This window comes from Ensifer sp. MJa1, assembly GCF_037026475.1.
Taxonomy (GTDB): domain Bacteria; phylum Pseudomonadota; class Alphaproteobacteria; order Rhizobiales; family Rhizobiaceae; genus Ensifer.
Map to the genome: position 1 here is coordinate 13,218 of NZ_JAKUMO010000011.1, position 14,780 is coordinate 27,997.

18 protein-coding genes and 1 riboswitch are annotated in these 14,780 nt (G+C 63.5%); of the genes, 8 read left to right on the forward strand and 10 right to left on the reverse strand.

Annotation, left to right across the window (positions count from 1 at the left end):
• The first annotated feature begins 117 nt into the window (after positions 1-117).
• On the forward strand, positions 118-1,419 hold the full coding sequence (locus MKZ91_RS16200; protein ID WP_336172048.1) for a glucoamylase family protein: 1,302 nt from the start codon (positions 118-120) through the stop codon (positions 1,417-1,419).
• Positions 1,416-2,255 carry a (2Fe-2S)-binding protein gene (locus MKZ91_RS16205; RefSeq protein ID WP_336172049.1) on the forward strand — a complete coding sequence of 280 codons (840 nt, stop codon included), beginning with the start codon at positions 1,416-1,418 and terminating at the stop codon, positions 2,253-2,255. Before MKZ91_RS16200 ends, MKZ91_RS16205 begins: the two co-directional genes overlap by 4 nt.
• A gap of 40 nt (positions 2,256-2,295) precedes the next feature.
• Here MKZ91_RS16205 and MKZ91_RS16210 read toward each other — a convergent pair whose 3' ends face one another.
• From MKZ91_RS16210 to MKZ91_RS16220, 3 genes are all read right to left on the reverse strand, one after another.
• The gene (locus MKZ91_RS16210; RefSeq protein ID WP_336172050.1) at positions 2,296-3,093 is read right to left on the reverse strand and encodes a CbtA family protein; all 798 of its coding nucleotides are present in this window, start codon (positions 3,091-3,093) and stop codon (positions 2,296-2,298) included.
• 195 nt (positions 3,094-3,288) lie between these two features.
• The gene (locus tag MKZ91_RS16215) at positions 3,289-3,465 is read right to left on the reverse strand and encodes a CbtB domain-containing protein (RefSeq protein WP_336172051.1); all 177 of its coding nucleotides are present in this window, start codon (positions 3,463-3,465) and stop codon (positions 3,289-3,291) included.
• 42 nt (positions 3,466-3,507) lie between these two features.
• Positions 3,508-3,770, reverse strand: a riboswitch (cobalamin riboswitch).
• Positions 3,769-4,461 carry a TetR/AcrR family transcriptional regulator gene (locus tag MKZ91_RS16220; protein ID WP_336172052.1) on the reverse strand — a complete coding sequence of 231 codons (693 nt, stop codon included), beginning with the start codon at positions 4,459-4,461 and terminating at the stop codon, positions 3,769-3,771. Its footprint overlaps the riboswitch before it by 2 nt.
• Positions 4,462-4,564: 103 nt before the next feature.
• Here MKZ91_RS16220 and MKZ91_RS16225 point away from each other — a divergent pair, with 103 nt between their 5' ends.
• Together MKZ91_RS16225 and MKZ91_RS16230 are read left to right on the forward strand one after the other, a co-directional pair.
• Positions 4,565-5,395, forward strand: a complete 831-nt coding sequence (locus MKZ91_RS16225; protein WP_336172053.1) for an NAD(P)H-binding protein — start codon at positions 4,565-4,567, stop codon at positions 5,393-5,395.
• Entirely contained in the window at positions 5,392-5,871 is a 480-nt protein-coding gene (locus tag MKZ91_RS16230; protein ID WP_336172054.1) for an anthrone oxygenase family protein, read from the forward strand. The genes MKZ91_RS16225 and MKZ91_RS16230 overlap by 4 nt, the downstream gene beginning before the upstream one ends.
• A 54-nt stretch (positions 5,872-5,925) precedes the next feature.
• Here MKZ91_RS16230 and MKZ91_RS16235 read toward each other — a convergent pair whose 3' ends face one another.
• Genes MKZ91_RS16235 through MKZ91_RS16250 form a run of 4 tightly spaced genes read right to left on the reverse strand, consistent with a single transcriptional unit; the run spans position 5,926 to position 8,542 of the window.
• Positions 5,926-6,723: an SDR family NAD(P)-dependent oxidoreductase gene (locus MKZ91_RS16235; protein ID WP_336172055.1), complete on the reverse strand. Its 798-nt coding sequence runs from the start codon at positions 6,721-6,723 to the stop codon at positions 5,926-5,928.
• A 27-nt stretch (positions 6,724-6,750) separates the two neighbouring features.
• Positions 6,751-7,317, reverse strand: a complete 567-nt coding sequence (locus tag MKZ91_RS16240; protein WP_336172057.1) for an SRPBCC family protein — start codon at positions 7,315-7,317, stop codon at positions 6,751-6,753.
• Entirely contained in the window at positions 7,314-7,676 is a 363-nt protein-coding gene (locus tag MKZ91_RS16245; RefSeq protein WP_336172058.1) for an ArsR/SmtB family transcription factor, read from the reverse strand. Before MKZ91_RS16245 ends, MKZ91_RS16240 begins: the two co-directional genes overlap by 4 nt.
• 50 nt (positions 7,677-7,726) lie before the next feature.
• On the reverse strand, positions 7,727-8,542 hold the full coding sequence (locus MKZ91_RS16250) for a crotonase/enoyl-CoA hydratase family protein (protein WP_336172059.1): 816 nt from the start codon (positions 8,540-8,542) through the stop codon (positions 7,727-7,729).
• Positions 8,543-8,624: 82 nt separating this feature from the next.
• On the opposite strand from MKZ91_RS16250, the gene MKZ91_RS16255 reads away from it, so the two are divergent.
• Entirely contained in the window at positions 8,625-9,221 is a 597-nt protein-coding gene (locus tag MKZ91_RS16255) for a TetR/AcrR family transcriptional regulator (protein ID WP_336172060.1), read from the forward strand.
• Here the strand turns inward: MKZ91_RS16255 and MKZ91_RS16260 are convergent.
• Entirely contained in the window at positions 9,214-9,531 is a 318-nt protein-coding gene (locus tag MKZ91_RS16260) for a hypothetical protein (protein ID WP_336172061.1), read from the reverse strand. The genes MKZ91_RS16255 and MKZ91_RS16260 overlap by 8 nt on opposite strands.
• A gap of 129 nt (positions 9,532-9,660) precedes the next feature.
• On the opposite strand from MKZ91_RS16260, the gene MKZ91_RS16265 reads away from it, so the two are divergent.
• A complete protein-coding gene (locus MKZ91_RS16265; RefSeq protein WP_336172062.1) occupies positions 9,661-10,011 on the forward strand; it encodes a VOC family protein in 351 nt (116 codons plus the stop codon).
• Between the two features lie 157 nt (positions 10,012-10,168).
• Here the strand turns inward: MKZ91_RS16265 and MKZ91_RS16270 are convergent, their stop codons facing one another.
• Positions 10,169-11,452, reverse strand: coding sequence for a cystathionine gamma-synthase family protein (locus tag MKZ91_RS16270; protein ID WP_336172063.1), 1,284 nt, complete (start codon positions 11,450-11,452; stop codon positions 10,169-10,171).
• Positions 11,453-11,578: 126 nt separating this feature from the next.
• On the opposite strand from MKZ91_RS16270, the gene MKZ91_RS16275 reads away from it, so the two are divergent.
• Together MKZ91_RS16275 and MKZ91_RS16280 are read left to right on the forward strand one after the other, a co-directional pair.
• On the forward strand, positions 11,579-12,037 hold the full coding sequence (locus tag MKZ91_RS16275; RefSeq protein WP_058321551.1) for an Lrp/AsnC family transcriptional regulator: 459 nt from the start codon (positions 11,579-11,581) through the stop codon (positions 12,035-12,037).
• Positions 12,038-12,190: 153 nt separating this feature from the next.
• Positions 12,191-13,882, forward strand: a complete 1,692-nt coding sequence (locus tag MKZ91_RS16280; RefSeq protein WP_336172065.1) for an alpha/beta hydrolase — start codon at positions 12,191-12,193, stop codon at positions 13,880-13,882.
• Here the strand turns inward: MKZ91_RS16280 and MKZ91_RS16285 are convergent.
• On the reverse strand, positions 13,866-14,747 hold the full coding sequence (locus MKZ91_RS16285) for a LysR family transcriptional regulator (RefSeq protein WP_336172067.1): 882 nt from the start codon (positions 14,745-14,747) through the stop codon (positions 13,866-13,868). The two genes, MKZ91_RS16280 and MKZ91_RS16285, sit on opposite strands and share 17 nt — an antisense overlap.
• Positions 14,748-14,780: the final 33 nt, after the last annotated feature.

The following is a 14,780-nucleotide window of genomic DNA, read 5'->3' on the forward strand; positions in this document are numbered from 1 at the left end:
TAACACAGGATTGGCTTTCGGCGACCATTTGGGTGTCGTTCGCCTTCAACAAAGAGTGATTTTGCCGGTGCCCGCAGCGAATTCCGGCTCATGCGGCAGGGCATCTGGAAAGGCGGAATGCGACATCCAATAGAAAATGCAGAGACATGTCAGATCGATAGCTTGCAGCAGGCGGCCTTCGGGTACTTCCTCTGCCATGCCGATCCGACCACCGGGCTAATCGCCGACACGTCGCTGCCGGGGGCTCCATCGAGCATTGCGGCAACCGGTTTCGGGCTTTCCTGTTATCCTGTCGGCGTCGAACAGGGCTGGATCTCGCGTGCCGATGCGGCCCGGCGGGTGCTGAAGCTGCTGCGCTTTCTTGCCGACAGCCGGCAGAGCAGGGAGCCGCGGGCGACCGGCTATCGTGGGTTCTACTATCACTTCCTCGACATGCGCACGGGCGAGCGCACGTGGCAAAGCGAGCTTTCGACCATCGATACGGCGCTGCTGATGGCAGGCGTGCTGACGGCTGGCGCCTACTTCGATGGGGAGGGCGCGGAGGAAGGCGACATTCGCGGGCTCGCCGATAGTCTCTATGCGCGGGTCGACTGGCGCTGGGCGTTGCATCGAAGCGGGACTATGACGATGGGCTGGCGTCCTCCCGGCCGGTTCCTGAAACTTCGCTGGCAGGGCTATAGCGAGGCGCTGCTGCTCTATGTGCTGGCGCTCGGGGCACCAGAGCATGCGATCGAACCGCAGCACTACGCAGCCTTCACCGAAGCGTATGACTGGATATTGGCCTGCGGAGAACCTCACCTCCACGCTGCATCGCTCTTTGTCCATCTTTTCCCGCAGGCATGGCTCGATCTTCGCGTACCCGCCGACCGGCCCATGCGGGAGAGGGGCACGGACTATTTCGACAACACCCGACGCGCCATAGGGCTGCAGCGTGCGCATGCGCAGCTGAACCCCGGCGGTTTTTCCGGCTATGGCGCCCACCTCTGGGGCCTCAGCGCCTGCCATGCGCCACGCGGCAGCGAGCGCCTCAGAGACGGGCGCCGGCAGCGGCTTTACGGCTATGCCAACCGAGGCACCCCCTTTGGCATCGATGACGGCACGCTCGTGCCCTGGGCAGCGCTTGCCTGCCTGCCTTTCGACCCCGACGCCTGTCTTTCAGCCCTTGAGCATATCGAGGCCGGCTATCCCGGTTTGCTGAAAGAGGGGCGCTTTCCCGGCGGCTTCAACCCGAGCCTGGCGGGCGAAGGGCCAGCGGGCTGGGTCGATGAGCGTGTCGTCGGCCTTGACCAGGGCCTCGTCGTCATGATGATCGAAAACTGGCGAAGCGGCTTCGTCTGGGAGCTCACGCGCCGCGTGCCCGCGATCCGCAACGGGTTGAGGCGAGCGGGTTTTACCGGCGGATGGTTGGAGACAGAATGAGTTTGGGAGATCGCCAGCGGACAACCGAGGCTGCGCAGGCGCATCCACAGCAGGCGCTGGCTGTGGCCGAACGCTTGCGCGCGCAGTTCCCCGACGCCGGCGTCTCCCTCGGATCGATGGATGGCCGGTTCGTTTCGCCAGCCACTTTCTGGGCGCAGAGCGGGGCCGGTATCGAGACGGGCCTTGCCTATCAGGATCGTTTTGCGACCGACATGACCGACCCGATCCGGGCGGCGCATCTGATCGCCTTCTACAGCAATGACCTGAGCATGGCCTTGGGTGCTTTTTATCTCGGCAGCGGGCTGACTGCGGAGGTGTCCGGGCTTCGATTCGAAGATTGGACACGATCGAGCGGAGGGCGGGAGGTTGCCGGCAAGCGCTTTCATTTTCGTCTCGACCGCTTCGTGCCGGCGGAAGGCATCGGCAGCTTCGAACGTGGTTTCACGGCGCATCTGAAGCCGGTGATCGCTGCACTGAAACGGCGCACCGGCCTTTCGTCCGGGGCGCAATGGCGGCTGGCATCAGATGCGCTTGCCGGTGCGTTTCTGGAAATCGGCCGGGCGATCGGCGACGAGGCACGCGGCATGGGCGCGGCCCTGGCGATCGTCAAGCGGCAGGGGTCGCCGCTCTATTCCGAAGAGCTTTGCTACGAGGAGATCGCTGCTGTCGATCCGGCAAGCGGCGAGCGGTTGTCACGCCAATACCGAATGCGCTGTGGCTGCTGTCTTTATTTCCGCACCGAGGGCGGCAGTTTCTGCGACACCTGTGTTCTTCTTCAGCCGGAGGCGCGCCGCGCCCGGCTGGTGGCGCATCTCATGCAAAACGGCGGGGCCTGAACCCCGCCGCCTCTTTGTTTCATCGCAGGATGCAGAGCGCTCAATGCGCCCTGACGAAGCGCTCGTTGATGAAGCCGGAGACGACGCCGAGCACGATCCAGAAAGCGAGCGTGGTGGCGAGCGCAGCAACGGCAAACTCGGCGCCAAGCACGGCCGGAACGTTGCTGGTGATATCGGCAGGCTGCGGCGCGCCGTAGACATGCGGTGCAGCGATGAGAACGAGGCCGGCGACCTTCGACACGATCTCTTCGCGCAAGACCACGAGGTAGAGACCGACGGCAGAAAGCGCCACGGTCAGCAGCCACCAGGTCTGGCGGTCGCCGAGTTCGGCGGCCGGGAAGCCCGGCAGTTCCGGCGGCAGGCCGATCGCCGGCAGCATGTGCACGGCGAGCCAGCCGCAGGCGCCCCAGAGCGCGCCGTTCCTGAGCGTGATCGGATAGCCGATCACCAGGCTGACGCCGGCAAGCAGAAGGCCGAAGCCGGAGCCGGTGACGAGATTGGCAATGAGCGTGCCGGAGAAGCGGCTCATGCCGAACATGATGCCGCCTTCTTCCTCATGCTCGCCCTCATGGGCGTAAGCCGGCGTGATCGGCGACAGGGCGTCGATGAGGGCGCCCAGCGGCGAGACGGCCTTGAGCGAGGAATGCTGCTGGCCTTCGGCAGCGGGCGCGGTCGTGCCCGGCTGGCCGGCCGGCTGTTCGGTTGCGGCCGGAGCCTCGCCTTCGAATTCTTCCGCATGCAGGATCAGCGGCGTGACCCGGAGTTCCTGGGCGCCGGTCATGAAGACACCGGCAATCAATCCAGCCACGATCGCGGCCAGAAGCGTTCTGACAATCATCTTGAAATCCCTCGATAACGGCAAAAGCCACGCGCTGCGGCGTGGTTTGTCAGCCTTTCCATGGTCTCTGCCATGCGGACGGTCCTTGCGCGCCGGGCACGCCGGGACGCACAAGCACGGACATCCGGCAAAGGCCGGATGCGCTCAGGTCCGCTTTGTCGACGTGGAACGTTGGTGACGTTCCGAAACATCGTCTTAGTGGCAGGGGAAGCCGTAGGAGTGGCGGGTGTCGTGCGCGGTGTCGTGCAGCACGGCCGAATTGGCAAGGCCGGCGCCGAAGACGAGGAAAGCGCCGATGAAAAGCGCGATGATACCAGCGGTCAGACGATCGCTGAGGGAGAGCGGGGTGCTCGAAATGGTAGACGTAGCCATGACAACCTCCGTGATGGCATCGGGAAATTCCCGGTTTGGGCCCTATGCCCGCATCGAGTGGCAGGTTTCCTGGCTCGCGGCGCTGGGCTCGATGCCCTCGACCTGCCTCGCCTTCCCAGTTCGGCCGCCCTCTCGCGGTCTCTTCCAGTGGCTTCTTCCGGATCGCTCCGAAATGGCAGATCGACGCCGTTCTACAGTCGCGGGGTCGGCCGTGATTTGAATGCCCAGTATGGGTCCATCCGTCACGTTCCCGTTTACTCCCGAAACACGTTCGTATTCCGGGAACCAATCGATCCCTGATGATTAGGAGCGTGTCACGGAGATGTCAATTGAGCCTGCGCCGCCCACCGCTTCGTCAGCGACAAAATCGCGGAGAATCATCTGCTTGTAGGCATCGACGATGCGGTCGCCTTCCGGCCGGTCGACCGAGACTGCAAGCCGCATGGTGCAGTCGCCGAGATGCATGATCAGAAAGGCGGCGCTGTCGATTTCCTCACGAGGCGTTTCGGGCGCAAATCGGGCCCACACGTCGGCAAGAAGCTTGCCGCCGGCCCGGCCTTGTAGAAGGTCGATCTCGCGCAGCGCCTTGTCGGCCTGCATTGCCGACCAGATGTCGCGCATCACGGGCTCGGCGAGGAACATATCGTAGTAGATGTCGAACAGGATGCAGAAGGCCTCGCGCAGTTCTGGAAGCGAGGTGACCTTGGCCAGTTCGGCGGCGATGCACGCGTTGCAAACTGCATTGTAGCGCTCTGCCAGGGTGCGCACGATTGCCGCCTTGTCGGGGAAGTACTGGTAAAGAGAGCCAATAGAAATCCCAGCCTTTTCAGCGACTTCGCTCATGCGCATGGCGTCGCTGCCCTTTTCCTGAATGAGGGCTGTCGCGCAGGAGAGGATCTGTTCGACGCGCTCGCGGCTGCGTTTCTGGCTGGGCGTCCGGCGCAGGGCGGGTTCGTCTTCGGCGGGGATTGCGGACGGACTTGTATCTGAAATCATGAGTGATGCTCACATTTTAGCTTGACTCCTAAAATACGAGGATTTATCACATTTGCAAATGTGAGGGATACTCATGTTTGTAGATCAGCCTCAGGAGGAAGCGATGACTGACAAACTCACACTGGTTTTGGGTGGCACCGGCAAGACGGGGCGGCGGGTGGCCGAACGTCTCGCAGTGCGTGGTGTTGCGGTGCGCATCGGCACCCGTTCGGCATCGCCTTCCTTCGACTGGACTGATGAGGTGACCTGGGCGCCCGCGCTTGAAAATGTCGATCGCATCTACGTCTGCTACCAGCCAGATCTGGCGGTGCCGGGTGCGGTCGAAGTCATCCGGCGATTTTCCGCCCTTGCGGTTGCTTCGGGCATCAAGCGGCTGGTGCTTCTGTCGGGGCGCGGCGAGGATGAGGCGGAAGCGGCCGAGCGCGAATTGCAGGCTTCCGGTGCCGACTGGACGATCATTCGGGGGAGCTGGTTCTTCGAGAACTTCAACGAAGGCTTTCTCGCCGAGGGCGTTCTCAGCGGTTCGGTCTTTTTGCCGGTGGATACGGTCACCGAGCCGTTCATCAGCTGCGATGATATTGCCGACGTGGCGGTTGAAGCCCTTCTCGACGATCGCCATGTCGGCAAGGTCTATTCGCTGACGGGTGCACGGTTGATGACCTTTGCTGACGCCGTGGCCGAAATCGCCGCGGCGGCCAACCGCCCGATCTCCTATCAGGCCATCCCGGTTGCGGATTTCGCGGCACAGCTTCAGGCCGACGGCGTGCCTGATGACTATGTCGAACTCATCCGCTATCTCTTCACCTCTGTGCTCGACGGGCGCAATTCCAGTGTGACGTCCGATGTAGAGCAGGTGCTTGGGCGGCGTCCGCGCGACTTTGCAGCCTATGCCCGGGAGACCGCAGCAACCGGTGTATGGAGTCTTGCCGCATGATCCCGCTGATCCCCGCTTTGGCGTTTGCCGCCGCGATCGGTTCCGGCCTGATGGCCGGGCTGTTCTTCATCTTCTCGGTCTGCATCATGCAGGCCCTGTCGCGGCTACCGCCGGAGCAGGGGATCGCCGCGATGAACGCGATCAATGTCGTGATCCAGAACCCGATCTTCCTCAGCGCCTTCATGGGCACGGCACTCCTCGGCCTGGCGCTCGCGATCGTCCCCTTCGTCTCGGGCGGCGAGGGCCGGTGGTTGCTTGCCGCCGGCGGTCTGGTCTATGTCGTCGGCGTGCTTCTTGTGACAATTGTCTTCAACGTGCCGATGAACGATGCGCTTGGTGCCGCGGCACCGGGGCAGGCGGCCAACGATCTCTGGCGTGAGCGCTACCTGACCGACTGGGTCTGGTGGAACCACGTGCGCACCTTCGCATCGATCGGTTCTCTGGCGCTCTTCATCCTCGGTTTTGCCCGCGCCTGATAAACAGGCCGGCGAGGCGATGGCGCCCCGCCGGCCCAACAATGGTCCGATGGTTCAGTCGACCAGTGAGCCGCAGGTCAGGTTGGCGATCGCGCCGGTGATCGCGCCGGCCCGGTCGGATGCGACGAAAGCGGCGTAATCGGCCACTTCGTCCAGTCGCGGAAGGCGGCCGAGCAGGGTGCCGGTGGTCGCCTTTGTTTCCAGCATCGCTTCGATCGTGGTGTCGTAGCGCCGGGCAAAGCCTTCGAACACCCGACGTGCGTGGGAGACCGGCAATGCTTCGGGAATGGCGTCGGGCCGCAGGCAGACGACGCGGATGCCCTGACCGCCAAGCTCGCCGGCAAGCAGGCGCGAGAAGGCTTCGATGGCGCCGCAGGTGGTGCCGAAGCCGAGGAAACCCGAGCCGGAGATGCGGGCGCCAGGCGTTGACAGTGTGAGGATAACGCCCCTGCCTTTGGCGGCCATGTGGGGCGCCACCGCCTTGGCGGTGATGAAGTTGGCTCGGGTGTAGGCCGCAATCGGCCGTTCGAAATCCTCAAGCGACAGCTCGGCAAACGGCGGCCCCTGCACATGGACGAAGCCGACGGCGGTCAGCGCGATATCTATCGCGCCGGCCCGCTCGACGACGGAGCGGGCGTGGCGTTCGACGGCCGGCTGGTCGAGAACGTCGACGAGGTCGAAGTCCGCCCGGCCGCCGGCCTCGCCAATATCCTTCACCACCTGTTCAAGCGTCTCGGCCGTGCGGCCGGCGAGAAAGACCCGCGCCCCTTCGCGGGCAAAGGCGCGGGCGGTGGCGCCACCGATCGCGCCGCTGCCGCCATAGACGACAGCAGTCTTGCCTTCGAGCAACATCGCGTCGTTCCTTCTTGTGAGCCTCGTTCAGGGGTTCGGAATGCGTGTCTCGTATTCCTGTTCGAGCGCTGTGAACTTGCTCCAGAAGGCGGCGGGTTCTTCTCCTTCGAGGAGGTCGCGCAGCATGTCGAGATGCACGTGCCAGCCGGCGGAGAAGCTGGTCATGATGCCGCGATTGGCGATGCGGGTATGGGTGACGATGAGCAGCACCTTGTCGCCGCGGGCACTGAGTTCGAAGCGAACCTCGGACGGCGTATCGGTTTCTTCGTTCCAGCTGTAGGCGAGCAGGCGCGGCGGCTCCCAGGCGAGAACGTGGCCGTGATTGCGCACCTCCCCGGCGTGGCTGGCGTATTTCTGTGGCGGCTGGTCATCGGCCGTCGTCAGTTCCGAATGGCGAAAGACGTGCTCGACGGCAGCCCCCTCGGTCGAGCCGATCGTGCCCGATGCCATCCAGAGCCGGCGCTTGTTTTCCTCGGTCAGATAGGACCAGACCCGCTCGATCGGGCCGGGAAGCAGCCGCTCGATGCGCACCGCATCGGGTGCAACGACACGGCCGTAATCGGCACTGGCAAAGGCTGTGGAACGCGAAGTCATGGCTTTTCCTCCGGATCGTTTTCAACAGTTGCGTCTTCGGCGAGAAGCAGTGCCTCGAGGGCGTCGATGCGCGTCCGCCAGAAGGCTTCGTAGTGGCGCATCCATTCCATGCCGGCATGCATCGGCGCGGCATCGAGACGGCACACGTGGGTGCGGCCTTTCACTTCGCGACGCACGAGCCCCGCTCCTTCCAGCACCTTGATGTGCTTCGATGCCGCGGCCAGCGAGATCGAGAAGGGTGCCGCGAGTTCGCCCACCAGTCTTTCGCCTTGCGAAAGGTTCTGCAGCATGGCGCGGCGCGTCGGATCCGAAAGCGCGTGGAACACGGCATCGAGATGATCAGCTTGATATTCAACCATGTTGTTGAATATCTCTCCGACCGGAGGGATTGTCAACCTTTTGGTTGAATTTAGTAGTAGCGCGAGAAAACACGGCCCCGCGGCGGATCGTCGTGGATATGCCGTCCCTTCCAGGCGGCAAGCGCATCGGAAAGATCGTCCGTCGGCACCATCTGGGCAAACTGTTCGCTTTCGACGAGCAGCCCTTCGGCGATCGACATGTTGAGGCCGCGGGTGACCGCAGCGATGATCGAGCGGACGGCGAGGGGGGAGTAGCCCATGATCCGGTTTGCCAGATCAAGGGCGGCCGGCAGCAGCTCTTCATGGGCAACGACGTGGTTGACGAGCCCCATCTCCCTGGCGCGATCCGGCGAGAAATCCTCTCCCGTCAGAAGCAGTTCGAGTGCCCGCTTGCGGCCGGCAAGCCGTGGCAGGCGTTGGGTGCCGCCAAAGGTCGGCGGCATGCCGAGCTTGATCTCGGGCTTGGCAAAACGCGCCCGTTCGCTGGCAACAGCCAGATGTACGGCCTCGGTGACCTCACAGCCGCCGCCATAGGCAAGGCCGTTCACGGCTGCGATCACCGGCTTCGGGAAGGCTTCGAGCCGCGCCGTCAATTGCTGTCCGCGGCGAACGAAATCGCGCACCGCCGGGTTCACGCCCCGGGCAACGCTTTGCGAGAATTCGTGGATATCTCCGCCGGCGGAAAAGGCACGCTCGCCCGCGCCGGTGATGACTACGGCTCCGACCTTCTCGTTGACCTCGATCGCGTCGAGGAGGCTCAAGAGCCGGTCGATCAGCGCGTAGTTCAGCGCATTGAGCTTCTCCGGGCGGTTGAGCGTGAGGAGGGCGATGCCCTCGGAAATCGCGATCAGTACGGTGTTGGACATGGTTGCTCTCCGGCAGGTGTTGACACGGAGACGGTAGGCGAGGGAGAGTGTCATGTATATTCACTAGGCGGTATACATTGGCATGGCGAAAACAGAGAAATCGACCCGGGAGACGATCGTCGCCGCTGCGGCAAAACTCTTCTACGCCGAAGGCATTCGCGCCGTCAGCGTCGACGCGGTGGCCGAAGAGGCGGGCGTGACGAAGCGCACGCTCTACTACCACTTCGAGAGCAAGGACGAACTGATCGCCGCCTATCTCGAGGGACGCGACCAGCCGAACCTCAAACTGTTCCAGACATGGTTCGGCGATGCGGAGGGCGATCTGCCGGTCAAGGTCGAGGCGATCTTCGTCGCTCTGGCGCGGGCGGCGCGCCATCCGAAATGGAAGGGCTGCGGCTTCCTGCGCACTTCGGCCGAGCTTGCCAAGATGCCGGGCCACCCGGCGATCCGCATCGGGGCGGCACACAAAAAGAAGTTCGAGGCGTGGATGGCCGAGACTTTCGCCGCAGCCGGTGCCACAGAGCCCGCCATGCTGGCCAGGCAGATCCTGTTGCTGCTCGACGGCAGCTTCGCCGTGGTGCTCCTGCACCGGGATGCGGGCTACATGGAAGCGGCCGGCAAGGCGGCGGCGACGCTGGTGCAGGTGGCGATGGCTGAAGCAAACACCCGGGCTAGCTGACGCGCTCCTGTCCGGCAGCCCTGAAATAGAGACGTCCGCCTTCGACGTGCCGATCATCAACAAGCAGCGTGACAGCGACCGAGCGGCAGGGTTCACAGGTGAAGCTGATCGTGGCGACGCGTTCGTCGTCAATCAATGCAAGCCAGTGAGTCCGTGATGCGTTCACGCAGGGCAGATAGTCAATCAGCGGCCCGTTTTCGCTCAAGATATCAGTCAGGCGCGGGCTTGCTCCAAAGGTCACAATTCTCGCGTTTGGCGCCAGCACGTCGTCACCGGCGCACACGCTATCGCGCTCGAAGGTGATGGGCATGCGCGTTCTCCGATGTCGCAACGCTAAGGAGCAGAATTTCTCGAAAACGTGCATGAGGTTGTTTATGTTCGTGTCGCGGCGCGCTTGGCAGTCAAGTTACGCTGCCGCTTGCCAAACAGGAAGGTTCCGATGACCGTCAGACGTATCGTCCCCAATCTTCAGGCTGCCGACCCGCAAGCCGCGCGTGCGTTCTATGGCGAACTGCTCGGTCTCGAGGTGGTGATGGACCACGGCTGGATCCTGACTTTTGCCGCCGAAGGACAGGCCGCGATGCCGCAGGTGAGTGTTGCCAGCGAAGGCGGATCGGGGACGCCGGTGCCGCTGCTCTCGATCGAGGTCGACGATGCGGATCTAATTTATGGGCGCGCCAGGGCGGCGGGCGCCGAGATCGTCTACGAGATCACCAACGAGCCCTGGGGCGTACGCCGTTTCTTCATGCGCGACCCTTTTGGCAACGTCGTCAACATTCTCTCGCACTAAAGCAATTCCAGGAAAAGTGCGAAGCGGTTTTCCGTCCGGAATTGCGAGACAAAGCAACTCCAGGAGAAGTGTGGAGCGATTCTCCGGCCGGAATGCGGATTTCAGAAGATGAGGAAACGCCCAGCGACCGGTGACCGGCGGCAGGGCGCTGTCTTGTTCAGGCGGTCGTCAGCGCATTGGCGAGGTCGGCGACCAGATCATCCGGATGCTCGATGCCGATCGACAGGCGAATGGTCGATTCCAGCACGCCGATACGATGGCGCACCTCGATCGGCACGCCGGAATGGGTCATGGCCGCCGGGTGGCTGGCAAGCGATTCCGTGCCGCCGAGGCTGACGGCGAGCTTGAAGATCTGCAGCGCGTTGAGGAAGCGGAAAGCCGCCTCCTGGCCACCCACAATGTCGAAGGAGAAGGTAGAGCCGGCACCGGTGCATTGCGCCTTGAAGGCGCGTCCGACGGGCGTGTCCTCGCCATGGAAGGGCAGGTAGTGGATGCGCTCGACCTTCGGGTGCTCGCGCAGGAATTCGGCGACGATGCGGGCATTGTCGTCGGCCTTCTGCATGCGCACCGACAGCGTTTCCAGCGAACGGCCGAGCATCCAGCAGGAATGCGGGTCGAGCTGGGTGCCGATCGCGCCGCGCAGCGCCTTCACCTGCTTCATCACCGCCTTGGAGCCAAGGGCTGCACCGGCGATCAGGTCGGAATGGCCGCCGACATACTTGGTCAGCGAATAGAGCGAGATATCGGCGCCGTGCTCGATCGGGCGCTGGAAGACCGGGCCGAGCAGGGTGTTGTCGCAGGCAATGATCGGCGTGTGGCCCTGCTTGCGGCCGATCGCATCGGCGACACGGCGGATCATCGCGACATCGACGAGGCTGTTCGTCGGGTTCGCCGGGGTCTCGATCAGGATCATCGACACCCGGCCCTTGGCCATCGCCTCTTCGGCAGCGGCGCTGACGGCTGCCTCGTTGACGCCATCGGCGAAGCCGACGGCGGCAACACCGAGATTGAGGAAGGTCCGGGCAAGCAGCGTTTCGGTGCCGCCATAAAGCGGCTGGCTGTGCAGCACCGCATCACCCGGCTTGACGAAGGCAAGCAGCGTGGTCGCGATCGCCGACATGCCCGACGAAAACAGCGCGCAGCTTTCGGTGCGCTCATAGACGGCAAGGCGATCCTCGACGATCTCGCTGTTCGGGTGGTTGAAGCGCGAATAGACCAGGCCGGCGCCGACGCCGGCCGGTGGTTCCTTCCGGCCGGAGACGAAGTCGAAGAAGTCGCGGCCCTCTTCGGCCGAACGAAAGACGAAGGTCGAGGTCAGGAAGACCGGTGGCTTGACCGCGCCCTCCGACAGTTCCGGATCGTAGCCATAATTCAGCATCAGGGTTTCCGGATGCAGCTTGTGGTTTCCGATGTGGGTCTTGGAGGGATGCGGTGCGGTCATGGCTTGTCTCCTCAAGCGAAGCGGACTCGACTGACAGGCAAATTATATCAGATGCTTGGACCGATCCTTGCTATTTCCGGCCGGATCGCCTTGAGTTGCGCAAAGATTTGGCTGGATTGAAAAGATATGGCGCAGAAAATTGCCGACGAGACGGATCGCAGGATTTTGAAGGAGCTGGTGGCCGACGCGCGGCTTACCAACAACGAGCTTGCCGAGCGCGTCGGGCTTTCGGCGTCGCCGTGCCTTCGCCGGCTGCGACGGCTTGAAGAGACTGGCGTCATCCGCGGATACACGGCGCTGATCGACCCGTCGATAGACGGCTGGACGATGACGGCGATCGCCACCGTCAGGCTCAGCCGCCAGCACGAGGACGAGATCGTCATGTTCGAAGAGGCCGTTCGCGGCTGGGACGAGGTGCTCGAATGCCATCTGGTGACCGGCTCGCGCGACTATGTGCTGAAGGTGATGAGCGCCGGGCTGGAGCACTATGAGCGCTTCATCAAGGAGAAGATCGCGCGGCTGAAATGCGTCGCGTCGATCGAGACGAGTTTCGTGATGAACACGATCAAGGAGCGGCGGGTCTGATCCGGACCATCGCCTTTTCAAAGCCTTAGATGATTTCGTGGTTCCAAAATGCCCGGAACTTCTCGCTCGGCCATGGTTGACGCACCGCAACCGGAAGGCGACAGTGCAGACATAGGTGCGAGCCGCGCCATCGAGACCAGAGGAGCAAGCCCCGTGGATCATCTGCAGGAAACGGATTTGCGCCAGTCGAAGTGGCCGGTGCCGCGGTTTCTCTCTGGCGTGCTCGCCTCGTTCTCGACGACCGGGCTGATTGTTGGTGTCTTCTTCTTCGCGATGTCGCTGACACCGAGCCTCATCCCGCGGCCCTATGTGGTGCAGGCGGCGATATCCGGCCTGTCGCTTGGTGCCGGTTATGCGATCGGCGTGCTGTTGCGCTGGCTCTGGTCGCTGCTCGATCTGCCCGAGATCCGCGGGCGCACCGGCCTGATCGTCAAGGTTCTCGCCGCACTCGGCTGCACCGCGGTTGCGCTCGCCTTCCTCTGGCGCACCGCCTACTGGCAGAACACGGTGCGCCAGATCATGGGGCTCGATCCGGTCGAAAGCGCCGAACCTTTCAAGCTCGGGCTGATCGCGGCACTCGTGTTCGTCGCCGTCGTGCTCCTGGCGCGGCTGTTCTGGCTGACCATCCGCTTCCTTGCCCGACGCTTCGAGCATGTGCTGACGCGGCCGCTGGCGAAGGTCGCGGCCGTCATTGCCGCCGTCGCGCTGTTCTGGTCCGCCGTCGACGGCGTCATCTTCCGTTTTGCGCTGCATGCGGCCGACAGCTCCTTCCAGCGGCTCGACGCGCTGATAGACCCGGATGTCGCGCCGCCGACCGATCCGACGAAGACCGGCAGCAGCGCGTCGCTGATGACCTGGGACGAGCTTGGCCGCCAGGGCCGGCAATTCATCGCCTCCGGCCCGGCGGCGAAGGACATCGGCGCCTTCTTCGGGGCTGAGGCAAAGGAGCCCTTGCGCGTCTATGCCGGGCTGAATTCGGCCGAGACCGCCAGGGAGCGGGCGAGGCTGGCGCTGGAGGAGTTGAAGCGCGTCGGTGGCTTCGAGCGCACGAACCTTCTGATCGTCGTGCCGACAGGCACCGGCTGGATCGACCCACCGGGCATGGATTCGCTCGAGTATCTCTTGAAGGGCGATGTCGCGAGCGTGGCGGTGCAGTATTCCTATCTGACGAGCTGGCTGTCGCTTTTGGTCGAGCCGGAATATGGCGCCGAAACTGCCGATGCGCTGTTTAACGCCGTCTACGGCCACTGGACGACCTTGCCGAGGGACAAGCGGCCGAAGCTCTATCTCTACGGCCTCAGCCTCGGTTCGATGAACTCGCAAGGCTCGGTCGATCCCTTCGACATCATCAGCGATCCGTTCCAGGGCGCTCTCTGGGTTGGGTCGCCGTTCCCGACCAGGACATGGCTGCAGATTACGCGCAACCGCAATCCGGGTTCGCCCGAGTGGCGGCCGCTCTATCGCGACGGTTCGGTGATCCGCTTCACCAACCAGGAAAACGCGCTGAACATTCCGGGCGCGACATGGGGCAATGTCCGCATCGTCTATCTGCAATATGCGAGCGACCCGATCACCTTCTTCGATCCGCATGCCTTCTACCGCGAGCCGGACTGGATGAAGGCGCCGCGCGGGGCCGACGTCTCTTCGGCGCTCAGATGGTTCCCTGTCGTCACCATGTTCCAGCTGCTTGCCGACATGGCACTCGCGACCACCTCACCGATCGGCTACGGCCATGTCTATGCGCCGGAGCACTATATCGATTCGTGGATGCAGGTGATGGCGCCGCCCGGTGTGACGGAGGCCGATGCCGAGCGGCTGAAGGGGCTGCTCAAGGGCCGCTATTGACCATCGCCGGGACAGGCAATGTCGAAAGCAGCGCGCCCATGGCGGCGATGATCTTGCGGTGCTGGTGGGCGTGCCGGGTGCGAAGGCTGGTGGCGGCATAGACGGTCTGGGCGATAACCGGCGCGTCCTGCACCCGAAACGCAGATCCCTCATGTATCAGCCGCTCGGCCGTTGCCGCCGTCACATAGGCGGAGCCGCCAAGGGCTGTGAGCAGCCTTCTGATCGCCATGTTCTGGCCGGCCGAAAGCAGCGCGGCCGAAAGGTGCGGCAGGGCGAGCCGGTGGGCGCGGTCGAAGGTCGGCGAGTAGCTTGAGCGGATATAGTTCTCCGAGCGGATGCCCGCCAGTTCGCGCGCTTCGGTGCTCACCAGCACGTAATGCAGATCACCGATCCGTTCATAGTAAAGGTCGGGCAGATAATGGGGGGTGTAGAGGATCGCGAGATCCAGGTCCCCCGCACCGAGATCGCGGTTCATCTGGTTGGAATAGTCGGCCTCCATGTAGACCTCGGTTGACGGCAGATCCTGCCTGATCGCCGCCATCCATTCGCCGGCAAAAGCCTCAGCGAGATCGTGCTGGATGCCAAGCCGCATGGAACGTTCCAGCGCCCCGGCATTTGTGACTGCGCGCGTTGCCTCATGCCATTGGTTTTGCAGGGCTTTCGCATAGTCGAGGAAACGAAGCCCGGCAGCCGTCGGCACGGTGCCACCCTTGTTGCGGGTAAAGAGCTTGCGGTTGAACTGCGCTTCGAGCGCTTTGACCCGGTGCGAGACGGTCGACTGGGTGATGTTCAGCCGCTCGGCGGTGCGGTTGAAGGAGCGGCTTTCCATCAGGTCGAGAAAGGTTTCGATCAGTTCCACCTGCATGCCGCACGCTCCTGTTTGCCGACCAACAATCTA